Source organism: Actinospica sp. (assembly GCF_035552695.1).
GTDB lineage: Bacteria > Actinomycetota > Actinomycetes > Streptomycetales > Catenulisporaceae > Actinospica.
On record NZ_DASZKT010000211.1, the window covers coordinates 1 to 11070 of the forward strand.

An 11070-nucleotide genomic window follows, 5' to 3' on the forward strand; every position below is an offset into this window, starting at 1 on the left:
TGTCGTTCACCGTGATCGACACACAGTTCGAGGCCCCGCTCCCGCCGGAGGAGGCCAAGCAGGTGGAGTTGGAGAAGGCGCCGAGTATCGGCTCTATGCCCGAGTTCGAGCCGCTGCCCGACGAACTGACGATTCCGGTACTGATCAAGGTGGGCGACGACGTGTCCACGGACGAGATCCTTCCCGCCGGTGCCCGCGCCCTGCCGTACCGCAGCAACATCGACAAACTCGCCGAGTTCACCTTCACCCCACTCGACGAGCACTACCCGCAGCGCGCCCACGAGACCGGAGCCCACGCCGTGGTCGGCGGTACCAACTACGGACAAGGCTCCTCCCGCGAACACGCCGCCATCGCCCCGCGCCACCTCGGACTGCGCCTGGTGCTCGCCAAGTCCTACGCCCGCATCCACCACCAGAACCTGGCCAACTTCGGCATCCTCCCACTCGAGTTCGCCGACCCGACGGCCTACGAACGCATCGCGCCGGGCGACGAACTGACTCTCACCCACCTGCACGACCAACTCAGAGACGGACACGACGCAGGCATCGAGATCCGCAACACGACACGCGACGAGACCCACCGAGCCCGCCACCACCTGACCGAACGCCAGATCGCGGCCGTGCTCGCCGGCGGACAGATCCCGCTACTCAACGACGAGGGCCGGCGCTCGCAATGAACGGGCGGCCATCGCCGATACATGGAGTCGCGGCAGGAGAGGTATTCGAAGCTGCGCAGATCACCCCAGGGTCCGGGCGTGTCGCATCTGGGAACTGGGGCGCATGGGCCACGTGGTGCGGGGTACCGGCGCGGTGATGGATGGAGGTCGACCATGCAGCACGATCAATTCCTGGGGAAGGTGCAGGCCGCAGCGCGTTTGCCCGACCGCGGCCAGGCGGAGCGCGCCACTCGCGCCACGTTGGAGACCCTCGGCGAGCGCGTACCGGCGGGGCTGGCCGCCAACCTCGCGGCGCAGTTGCCGCACGAGATCGGCGAGCATCTGCGGCGCCCCGATGCCACGCGGGCGGCCGGCGAGCGGTTCGACAAGCTCGAGTTCATCGCGCGCGTCGCCGCGCGAGCCGGGGTCAACGAGTCCAGGGCCGCCATGCTCAGCCACGCGGTGGCCGCGGTGGTCGACGAGGCGACCGACGGGATGGTCAGCGCGAAGGTGGCGGTGGCTCTTCCGGACGACATCGGCGCGCTGCTGCTGTTCGGATTCGCGGCCTCGGTATGACCTGGGCGGCGGAGGTGTACCAGTGAACCGACCAGCTTCCCTGGTGTTCGCCGACCGGGTCGATGCCGGCCGCAGGCTCGCCGAGCCGGTCGCGGATCTGCGGCTGGAAGACCCGGTGGTCTTGGGTTTGGCGCGTGGCGGCGTCCCGGTCGCGCGGGTGATCGCGGACAGACTCGGGGTGGGCGTCGAGGTGTTCGTGGCCCGGAAGATCGCGGTGCCCGGGTTCCCGGAGGTGGGCATGGCCGCGATCGCCGAGGGCTCCGGCGATATCGTGCTCGGCCCGCAGGCCTCCGAGCTCGGTTTCGAGACCGGGCATCTGCGGTCGCTGGCTGATGAGGAACGCCGCGAGCTGCACCGGCGCGCCGCGCTCTACCGGGGCGAGCGCGCGCTCCCGGAGATGGCCGGACGGGATGTGCTGCTCGCCGATGACGGGGTGGCCACCGGGGTCACGGCGCAGGCGGCGCTGAACGCGCTACGGCGCTGGCGGCCGCGCAGGTTGATCTTCGCGGCGCCAGTCTGCGCACGGGACGCCGCCGAACGCATCGCCGATCTGGCCGACGGGACCGTGTGGCTGGCCGTGCCGCAGGACTTCGGGTCGGTCGGCACCTGGTACGAGCGGTTCGAGCAGCTCGAGGACGCCGACGTGATCCGGCTGGCCGGTCCCGCACGGCCCGGGGTCGGGGGAAGACGGTGAGCACGCCGTTCGCGGTGTGCGGCCTCCTGCCGCAGTGTGCTGCGGTACGCGGGCTCGCGCGCGTCTTTCGATCGTGCCCGTGCGCATAGATCGAGTCGAACCGGGCACCGGTTTTCGGTCCGGGATCCGGAGGATGCGGGCGCGGAAGGAGGCGGGCACGTGATGCTCTCTCTCCACGATCGGCGGGTGCTTGCCGGGATCGAGCAGCAGTTGCGCACGAGCACACCGGATCTGGCGCGCGGGCTTGAGCGCTTCGATGCCTGGGCGCCGCCGCGGATACGGCATCGGCTGCGCCGCGCCGTCCGGCTGGCGGCGTTGATGGTCGGCTGTGTGCTTCTGGTGGTGGCTTTCGCCGTCTCGAGCGCGGACGCGGCGCTGCTGGGGGCCGTCGTGTTGCTGGCGGACGCGGCTTGGTGGGCGCTGTCGGTGCTCGACGCACACCACAGCCGGCGCCGCAAAGCCGCCGGTGACAGTCCCGCCTCCCGCATCAGTGGCCACACAGAGCGAGATGGATGAGTGACGACGGCTGCTGAGACCGTTCCCCCCGAGGAGCCCGACGTTCGGGCTGCTGCCCGACCGGCGCGATTTCTTGGAGCCATTCCCCAGCCTGCTGTAGGGCGACGGCGGGTCGTGCGCGGGGCGCTCGATTGCGCCGAGCGTAGCGAGCAGAAGACGGACAAGCAGCACAGCGAGTTCCGTACGGCTAGTTCTGCCGTACGGCGCAACTATCCGGGTCCGAGGTGGACGAGGTCACCGCGTCCTACGACGCGGGGATCTTGACCGTGCGGGTCCCGCTGAGCGAGCCTGTCGCGCATCGGGGCGCGGGACGTCTATCGGGGCGCGGGACGTCTTGGGTCCCGACTCACTAGCGCGAGCGGGCTGTGTCACCTGCCGAAGCGTGGGCTGGACGCTGATCTGCAAGACCGCCGTTGCATCAGTCGCGGTGAGGGAGGGGCTGGCCAAGCGCTGTTGGATCCGCCGCCGGCGGTCAGACATGGACGGTCCCGGTTCCGGCACCGGGATCGGCGGGATGTCCGGCCCCGGCTCGGGAATCGGCGGACTCGGATCGGGCTCGGGCGGCACCGGCGGTCCGGGCGGACGCTCCGGGTTGGGCGGCTGCGGGGCCGGCGGGATCGGGCCCGGGACCGGCCCGGGCCTCGGAACCGGCTCGGGCTCGGGATCGGGCCGCGGGGGCGGGCTCGGACGCGGGTCCGAGCCGACGACCGGCGACCGAAGTGCTTCACGCGGACGTGCTGTGGTCCAGATCATTGCCTCGGGCTACCCGGTCCGGCGCACTTCATTCACGCCTTCGGCTACCCGCCAAGCGGCAGACAGCGGGTCTCGCCGCGCGCCCGTCGTGCATGCCGCCGGGCCTAGCGCGGCAACCTCCGCTCTGCCCGCCGTCGTGAAGCGGTGGCTGCCCGGCGGGCAGCCACCGCGGCGCGCGCGGCGCCGGGCGAGAGGAAGTCCGGCTCCAGGGTCGGGCGGAAGCTCTTCGTCGCGCTCGATGGGGCTCTCGATGTTCGCCGCGATCACCCCGCCCGTGATCAGTAGTGCGGCGAGGACACTGATCACGACGGAGGCGATCAGCGAAGCCCCACGCACCCATGTCCAGGCGTTGGCCGGCAAGACCACGGCCACGCCCACGGCGAGCAGGTATCTGACGTGCCGGACCGCCGGCCGGGCGGCAGGACGAGGCGCAGGCAGTGGCCTCGGTTCGCGCGCCGGCCGGAACGGCGGCACCTCAGGACCCGGCAGAAACACCGGTCCGGCTCGGATATGCCGGACCACCACCACGATGTCGACCACCGCGATCAGGGCGGTCACCGTGAACATGATCACCAGCGGTACGGCGGGCTACAGCGCGAATCCCACGATCCCCGCCACGCACCAGACCAGGCCGAAGCACGCCATGACCAACCTCGCGCGCAGTGCACTGTGCGTGCCTGGACTCGTCCCCACTGCGCACCGCGACCGAGACACCGCGTTCACCCCCCTTCGCCATCCGGAGCGCGCCGCCCGCGGCGCCGAGCCGGAGATCGGTCACTCCATAAGCGCCGTGCCCGGCGGCGCGCTCGCCCGTCTGCCCGAGAGGGCCGGTGATCGACTCCGGCGGTCCACTGCACCGCGACGTCGCAGGCGGGGCAAGGTGTCGGGATCCGTGAACCCGGCGGCTCGCCTCGTCTTCTCGGCTGCCGTCGGCGGCCGTCATCTCGCTTCGATGCCCTCGTAGCCCGTCGATCCGGGATCAAACAGGCTCCCGGCAGCGGCGACCTGACCGCCGACGCACGGGGCGCGCACAATTCTCGCCCTGTCCGAGGAGGTTAGCCGCACGAATCCCGGCAATCCGCAAAATGCGTAGATTCTGGCCCGGATATCCGGGAGGAGCGTGGTGGCCATGACGAGAAACCAGGTGCTTGGCGAACTGGCCCGCGTAGTGGTGGGCGTGGACGGTTCCGACTCCGCGCGGCACGCCGCGGTGTGGGCCGCGCACGAGGCCGAAGCGCGGGACGTGCCGCTGACCGTGCTGCTCGCCTGCGGGGCTACCGGGGGCATCCCGCCCGCGCTCGGTCCGATCGCGCACCAGAGCGAGCCGGGTACGGAGGGCGCGGTGTTCGTGGAGTCGGTCGCCGCGTTGATCCGTAAGCTCGTGCCGAGACTACCGGTCGAGACCGAACTGAGCCCGCGGCATCCCGTCGAGCGGCTGGCCGAGCTCAGCGGGCAGGGCATGCTGATCGTGACGGGCACGCGCGGGCACGGCGCGATCGCCGGCACGCTGCTCGGCTCGGTCAGCCGGGCACTTGCCGCGCGCACCCGCGGCCCGCTGGTGGTCGTGCGCGGCCCGCGCGCCGAGCAGGACGAGGGACCGGTCGTACTCGGTCTCGCCCCCGAACCCGCGCAGGGCGCCGTGCAGTTCGCGTTCGCCGCCGCACACCTGCACGGCGCAAGCCTGCACGCTGTGCGCACGCTGGCGCCGGGGCCGCACCCGCCCGAGGACGTCGAGATGCCGGTCCTCATGCCCGCCGGACTCGGCATACGCAGCGCAAGTCCCCCGCGGGCAAGAGCGACGAACACCGAGCGCGACCACGCGATCGAGCGCGAGACGGCGAAGGCGCGCCTGGTCCTACAGGCACTCCAGCGGCGGTACCCGGACGTGCACGTGGAGATCACCACGATCGAGGGCGAGGCGGCCGAGGTGCTGACCGCGGAAGGCGAACACGCCCGGCTGGTCGTCATCGGCGCGCACCCTCATCCCCGCCACGGCCCACTACCGGCCAGACCGGCGCACGTGGCCGCGAAGCTGCTGACGCACTGCCCGGCGCCGGTCGCCGTGGTGCCCGACGCACACGATCAGGCGCCGCAGGAGTGAACACGCGGCGCGGCAAGGGTTTCGCCGGGCCCGACACGGGCACCGGCGCGCAGTACGGACCGCGAAACCGCCCTCGGGAGCCGAGAGAGCCATGGCCGAGACCAACCGCGCCGCCGACCACGACACCGGGCCACGCAGCGAAGCCTTCACCACGTCGGGCGCGGCGCAGGACTGGGAACAGCTGCTCGCCGAGGTGAGCGACCGCGAGAACGCGCAGGAACGCATCGTGGTCAACCTCGGGCCGCAGCACCCCTCCACCCACGGCGTGCTGCGCCTGATCCTCGAACTCGAGGGAGAAACCGTCCTCGAGGCGCGCTGCGGCATCGGGTACCTGCACACCGGAATCGAGAAGAACTGCGAGTACCGTACCTGGACCCAGGGCGTCACGTTCGTCACCCGTGCCGACTACCTCGCCCCGATGTTCAACGAGCTCGCCTACTGCCTCGGCGTCGAGGCGCTGCTCGGCGTCACCGACCAGGTGCCCGAGCGGGCGAACGTGATCCGCGTGATGCTGATGGAGCTCGGCCGCATCTCCTCCCACCTGGTGGCCATCGCCACGGCGGGCATGGAGCTCGGTGCGGTCACCGTGATGACGTTCGGTTTCCGGGAGCGCGAGCTCATCCTCGACATGCTCGAGGCGATCACCGGAAACCGGATGAACCACGCGTACATCCGCCCCGGCGGCGTGCTGAGCGACCTGCCGCCCGACGCGCCCGAACGGATCAGACAGCTCATCCCGCTGTTGCGCCGCCGGCTCGGCGACTACCACCACCTGCTCGACGAGAACCCGATCTTCAAGGGGCGCACCCAGGACGTCGCGTACCTGGCCACCGCCGGCTGCCTCGCCCTCGGAGTCACCGGCCCGATCCTGCGCGCCACCGGGCTGCCGCACGACCTGCGCAAGTCCCAGCCGTACTGCGGATATCAGGACTACGAGTTCGACGTGCCCACCGAGACCGACGCGGACGCCTACAGCCGCTACCGGGTGCGCATCGCCGAGATGCACCAGTCGCTGCGCATCGTCGAGCAATGCCTCGACCGGCTGCGCCCCGGCCCGATCATGCTCGAGGACCCGAACATCGCCTGGCCCGCCCGCCTCTCCCTCGGCGGCGACGGCCAAGGCATCGACCTCGAGCGCGTCCGGCACATCATGGCCCAGTCCATGGAGGCCCTGATCTACCACTTCAAGCTGGTCACCGAGGGCTTCCGGGTACCGGCCGGGCAGGTGTACACCGCCGTCGAATCCCCCAGGGGCGAACTCGGCGCGCACCTGGTCAGCGACGAGGGCACCCGCCCCTACCGCGTCCACCTGCGCGATCCGTCGTTCTCCAACCTCCAGGCGCTGCCCGCCATGGTCGAAGGCGGGCTGCTCGCCGACGTGATCGCCGCGATCTCCTCCCTCGACCCGGTGCTCGGAGGGGTCGACCGGTGAACACCACCGCGCGCACCGGGCACCTACGCGTGAAACGATCGGCCCCTGACACGAGACGGAAGCCGGTGACCATCTCCGGGCGGATGCGAACCATCCGGTCCACGGCGGTCTCGACCCAGGGCACGAGTCGCTCCTGGAGGTCGCGAGCTGACCTGGGTCGGTGACCTGCCGGGCGTACCCGGTGACCACGACGCTCCAGCCGCGGTGGGAGACCGGAACGATCGCGCCGGCCTCATAGGTCACGACGAGACCGCCGTAACCTTGCTCGCGCGCCGCCCTGACCGCCGGCCAGCCGGCGCAATAGACGCGAAGCCGTAACGGGCGACCAAAAGCTCACCGCCAACACCGTTCCGTCTCACGCACTCTTCGAGGCGCCCATGCGAGGAATTCGGCATAGTTCGAATATGTGCACGTTGCCAGTTAAACAGCCCCCTGTTTCCCGCTGAGCTGCCGTTTGGAAGAGTCCCGCCGAAGCCTTAGCCGGCGGACGGCCGGGATGATGCGCCGGATGCAACCGATTCCGGATCGTCGTGGCCGCCGTCATCGGCTGACGGCCCGCTGTGGGGGCTTGTTGCCAAGTTCGACGTGGCAGCCCCAGGTCACGGTCGGCTTGCCCGGCGGTGAAGGTTTCGCTCCGTGCAGGGCTCCGCGTTTGGGTCGCGGCGCGCGGGGCACCGGCATCGGATCCGGATCTCGTTTCAAAGCGGATTCGGCGGACGAAGGGAGCGATCGTGAAGGTGTTCGTGGCCGGCGCCACCGGCGCTCTCGGCAGGGTGCTCGTCCCGCAACTCGTCGCGCAAGGTCACGAGGTGACCGGAATGACCAGGAGCAGTGCGAAGCAGGAGCTTGTGCGCGCTCTGGGAGCGCGCCCGGTGGTGGCCGACGCGCTCGATGGCGACGCGGTCGCCCACGCGGTGGCACTGGCCGAGCCCGAGGTGATCGTGCACGAGCTCACGGCGCTATCGGGCAGGATGTCGCTCAGGGACGCGCGGCATCCCGAGGCTTTCAGCGGGGCGATCATGACGACCCGGCTGCGCACCGAGGGGACCGACCATCTGCTGGCCGCCGGCCGCGCGTGCGGGGCCCGGCGCTTCGTGGCGCAGGGCTTCGCCGCGTTCCAGTTCGCCCGCACGGGCGGGCCGGTGCTGAGCGAGACCGATCCGCCCGACCCGGACCCGCCGACGGCGTTACGCGACGGAGTGGCGGCGATGCGCCACCTCGAGCAGGCGGTCCCGGCGATCACGTGGGGTCAGGGTCTGGTGCTCCGCTACGGCGGTTTCTACGGTCCGGGCACCGCGATCAGTCTGGCCGCGGACGCGGTGATGGCGACGGCGGTGCGCAAACGCCGCCTGCCGATCATCGGCGATGGCGGCGGCGTCTCCTCGCACATCCACATCGAGGACGCCGCCGCGGCGACCGTCGCCGCCGTCGAGCACGGCGCGCCGGGCGTCTACAACATCGTCGACGACGAGCCCGCGTCGGTGCGTGAGTGGCTGCCCGTGCTGGCGGGCGCGCTCGGTGCCAAGCCGCCACGGCGCATCCCGCGCTGGCTGGCGCGGCTGGTTGCCGGTGAGACGGCGACGCTCATGATGACCGAAACGCGCGGTGCCTCGAACGCGAAAGCCAAGCGCGAACTCGGCTGGAAACCGCGCTACCCGAGCTGGCGCCAGGGCTTCACCCAGGGGCTCGGCTGACACCATCGACGCTGGACGCGCTCGGCCAACTGAACCGGCATGGGCATGCTGATCGACAACAACGCCCGGCTACCGCGCGGTGGGGGGCGTCGGCAGTGGCGTGTTCTGGCCGACAGCGAGCCACCAGGTGCCGCCGCGGCGAACCAGAACGTACCTCGCCATCTCGCAGAACGTGCCGGACAGGTCGCCGTCGGGCTCGTAGGGCCGGCCGTCCTCGTCGAGGGCCAGCCGGCGGAGCTGGGCGATCGCCACACCGGGGCGCGGGCGCGAGAACCTTCACGACCTCATAGCGCGAGTCCCGGCCACCGCGCGCCTGCTGCTTAAGACGCCGGTGAATGGCGTGCAGCTCGTCGTAGCCGTGCACGACGGCGCCGAACGGGCTACCCCAGATGATGTCGGCGGCGCAGTGCCGATTCGACACGTCGGCATTACGCAGACCGAAGCCGGCCTGCAGTTCACCAGCCAGCGCGCCGGCCGTGCCCGCCGCCTCAAGGGCCGCGCCGCCACCGAGGCCCAGGACCAGGCGGCCCGGTGCGGCTGCGGGCTGCTCCCGGTCGCGGCCAGCCGCCGCGCCGGCGGCTGCGGCGACTAGATCCGCGCGTCGGGTACCTCGACGCCCACGGTGTGCTCGCCCTTGTACACCAGAGCCTTCACCAGATCACCTCGTTCGCCTCGTAGATCCACGCCTGCTACCCGCAGCGGTCCGACCATGCGCCAGGTGTTTCCGTCGGGAGCGCATGCCGCGGCGGTTTCGGGCACCGCGCGCCACGCGCCACATCGCCCAAACTGTGCGCGACACGGCCACCGGGCCGCGAAAGCCTAGAGATCCGGCGGCGGCTCGGGTCTGGGCGTAACCGGCCGGTCGGGGTCCGGGCCGATCGGCCGCTCCGGATCAGGGGTCGGATACGGCGTGGGGGCGGGCTCGATCGGACGATCCGGCTCGGGCTCGGGCACCGGCGTCGGCTCGGGCACCGGCTCGATCGGGCGGTCCGGATCTGGGACCGGTGGCACGTTCGGGTCCGGGAGCGGCGGCACCGTGGCGGTCTGGGACGGCTCAAGAACCACTGACCTGGACGGGAACGGGAAGTGGTGCCCCGCGAACGCGTCACTTCGATGATCATTCATGCGGTCCGGCTACCCCTGATCCATCCCCATATGCGTGCATGTGCGAGGTGAGGCGGGGTAGACGGCGTGGATCGGGGGCCGACCGGCCGTCGCGAAGCGGAGGGAGGACTTCAACGATGACTGTGACCGTACGCGAGATCATGGCGCCGGCGCCGATCACCGCGCGGCCCGACGCGACGATCCGGGAGGTCTCGCAGATCATGCGAGACGAGGACATTGGTACCGTGCTGATCGCCGACGGCACCGAGTTGATCGGCTCCGAGTTGATCGGCGTGGTGACCGACCGCGACCTGGTGGTGCGCTCACTCGCGACCGGCCTCGGCCCCGATACGCCTGTCCGCGAGGCGTGCAGCAGGCAGTTGTGGACCGTCGATCCGGAGACCGAGGTCGTGCAGGCGGCGGACCTGATGCGCAATGCGGCGGTGCGCCGGTTGCCGGTGGTCAGCGACGGTAAGGCGATCGGTGTCGTCTCCCTCGGCGACATCGCGGCGCTCGGCGCGCCGGAGTCCGTGCTCGGCGGAATCAGCAGCGCGATGCCCGACACTTGAGTGGCCAATAGGCGAATCAATATGTGAGTGACTAAAACCTGAGTCTTGGAATCGCGAGTGAGCGGACCGACAGCGACCGCGGTGCCCGCGCGCGAGGCGGGCACGGCCGCCTTTGTTGGCGGAACGGCGTTTGACCGGCCGCCAAGCGAGCACTGGGGACGCGACACGGAAGGAGTGACATTCCATGGCCACGGCCGATCATGTCAAGCAGAGTTCTCGCACCAAGAACGACACAAGCACCCGTCCGTCCGCCCAGTCCCGCGCCGCGAAGCAGCAGGCGCCCGTCTACCGGCTCACCGTTCCGGTCGACCGGCTGGACCAGGCCGCTGCAGACACGGCGGCGGCGCTGGTCAGGACCCCGGTAGCAGTGGCCCGCCGGGTGGCTCCGATGGCGCACGGCCTGCCGGTCTACCTCGGTCTCGGCGGGCTCGCGGCCCTCGGCGCGGTCGAGTGGCCGGTCGCGGCGGCCGCGGGCGTCGGATTCGCCGCGCTGCGCCGCTGGGGTCCACTGCGCGGGGACACTGCGGAGTAGTACCGCGCGCGGGTCAGGATGTCGCCGAATCCCGGTCCGGAGCCGTGATGCCCGAATGCCTCCGGTTCGATCCGCGACGAGTCGAGCACGTGGGCGACCGCCGGGGAGAGCACGAAGCCGAGCCGGACCTCGGCGGCAGAGGCGGCGTCCGAACCGCGCAGCAGGGCCCGCGGCCCGGCCTAGTCGAGAAAGCCGACACCCGCGAGGTCGAGCACCCCTTCCATCGAGCATGCTTTCCTCAGCTCCGGGGGCGGGTGAGCGGTGTCAATGCGTGCGGACGGCCGCGACGCGCTCGACCAGGCCGGGCGCGGCCGCTCCGGCGAGCGTCGCCGTCGTGCAGGACGCGCCGACCAGCCCCCAGGCCGTCGGCCCGAGCGGCGTGCAGCCGAAGAAGCGGCTGACGAACGGCGTCTCCACCACGACGACCAGCGCCGCGGCGGAAC

The 11070-nt window shown here is 71.2% G+C and carries 14 protein-coding genes and 1 pseudogene; 11 read left to right on the plus strand and 4 right to left on the minus strand.

Translation table 11 applies throughout. The features are described 5' to 3' along the window. The 4 genes and pseudogenes from VG296_RS24100 to VG296_RS24115 all read left to right on the plus strand — a co-directional run. Positions 1–677, plus strand: a pseudogene (locus tag VG296_RS24100) (aconitate hydratase); the annotation flags it as partial. Between the two features lie 153 nt (positions 678–830). Further along, complete coding sequence (locus VG296_RS24105) at positions 831–1232, plus strand: DUF2267 domain-containing protein (protein ID WP_325569389.1); 402 nt, start codon at positions 831–833, stop codon at positions 1230–1232. 22 nt (positions 1233–1254) lie between these two features. Continuing rightward, the gene (locus VG296_RS24110; RefSeq protein WP_325569391.1) at positions 1255–1926 is read left to right on the plus strand and encodes a phosphoribosyltransferase; all 672 of its coding nucleotides are present in this window, start codon (positions 1255–1257) and stop codon (positions 1924–1926) included. Positions 1927–2088: 162 nt separating this feature from the next. Then, positions 2089–2442 (plus strand): DUF3040 domain-containing protein, encoded by a 354-nt coding sequence (locus tag VG296_RS24115; protein WP_325569413.1) that lies wholly within the window; start codon positions 2089–2091, stop codon positions 2440–2442. Positions 2443–3204: 762 nt separating this feature from the next. Here the strand turns inward: VG296_RS24115 and VG296_RS24120 are convergent. Further along, positions 3205–3753: a DUF6343 family protein gene (locus tag VG296_RS24120; RefSeq protein ID WP_325569393.1), complete on the minus strand. Its 549-nt coding sequence runs from the start codon at positions 3751–3753 to the stop codon at positions 3205–3207. Here VG296_RS24120 and VG296_RS24125 point away from each other — a divergent pair. From VG296_RS24125 to VG296_RS24140, 4 genes are all read left to right on the plus strand, one after another. Beyond that, positions 3725–4159: a hypothetical protein gene (locus VG296_RS24125; protein ID WP_325569394.1), complete on the plus strand. Its 435-nt coding sequence runs from the start codon at positions 3725–3727 to the stop codon at positions 4157–4159. The two genes, VG296_RS24120 and VG296_RS24125, sit on opposite strands and share 29 nt — an antisense overlap. A gap of 165 nt (positions 4160–4324) precedes the next feature. Then, positions 4325–5296 carry a universal stress protein gene (locus tag VG296_RS24130; protein WP_325569396.1) on the plus strand — a complete coding sequence of 324 codons (972 nt, stop codon included), beginning with the start codon at positions 4325–4327 and terminating at the stop codon, positions 5294–5296. A gap of 91 nt (positions 5297–5387) precedes the next feature. Beyond that, complete coding sequence (nuoD, locus tag VG296_RS24135) at positions 5388–6728, plus strand: NADH dehydrogenase (quinone) subunit D (RefSeq protein WP_325569398.1); 1341 nt, start codon at positions 5388–5390, stop codon at positions 6726–6728. Positions 6729–7459: 731 nt separating this feature from the next. Further along, on the plus strand, positions 7460–8422 hold the full coding sequence (locus VG296_RS24140) for an NAD(P)-dependent oxidoreductase (protein ID WP_325569400.1): 963 nt from the start codon (positions 7460–7462) through the stop codon (positions 8420–8422). 69 nt (positions 8423–8491) lie between these two features. Here VG296_RS24140 and VG296_RS24145 read toward each other — a convergent pair whose 3' ends face one another. Next, entirely contained in the window at positions 8492–8674 is a 183-nt protein-coding gene (locus VG296_RS24145) for a hypothetical protein (RefSeq protein ID WP_325569401.1), read from the minus strand. Between the two features lie 88 nt (positions 8675–8762). On the opposite strand from VG296_RS24145, the gene VG296_RS24150 reads away from it, so the two are divergent. Continuing rightward, positions 8763–9014: a hypothetical protein gene (locus VG296_RS24150; RefSeq protein ID WP_325569403.1), complete on the plus strand. Its 252-nt coding sequence runs from the start codon at positions 8763–8765 to the stop codon at positions 9012–9014. On the opposite strand, the gene VG296_RS24155 is transcribed toward VG296_RS24150, so the two are convergent. Together VG296_RS24155 and VG296_RS24160 are read right to left on the minus strand one after the other, a co-directional pair. After that, entirely contained in the window at positions 9011–9181 is a 171-nt protein-coding gene (locus VG296_RS24155; protein WP_325569405.1) for a hypothetical protein, read from the minus strand. The genes VG296_RS24150 and VG296_RS24155 overlap by 4 nt on opposite strands. Before the next feature lie 60 nt (positions 9182–9241). Beyond that, a complete protein-coding gene (locus tag VG296_RS24160) occupies positions 9242–9547 on the minus strand; it encodes a cell wall protein (protein WP_325569407.1) in 306 nt (101 codons plus the stop codon). Between the two features lie 116 nt (positions 9548–9663). On the opposite strand from VG296_RS24160, the gene VG296_RS24165 reads away from it, so the two are divergent. Next, positions 9664–10095: a CBS domain-containing protein gene (locus VG296_RS24165; RefSeq protein ID WP_325569409.1), complete on the plus strand. Its 432-nt coding sequence runs from the start codon at positions 9664–9666 to the stop codon at positions 10093–10095. Positions 10096–10279: 184 nt separating this feature from the next. Next, positions 10280–10627, plus strand: a complete 348-nt coding sequence (locus VG296_RS24170; protein WP_325569411.1) for a hypothetical protein — start codon at positions 10280–10282, stop codon at positions 10625–10627. Positions 10628–11070: the final 443 nt, after the last annotated feature.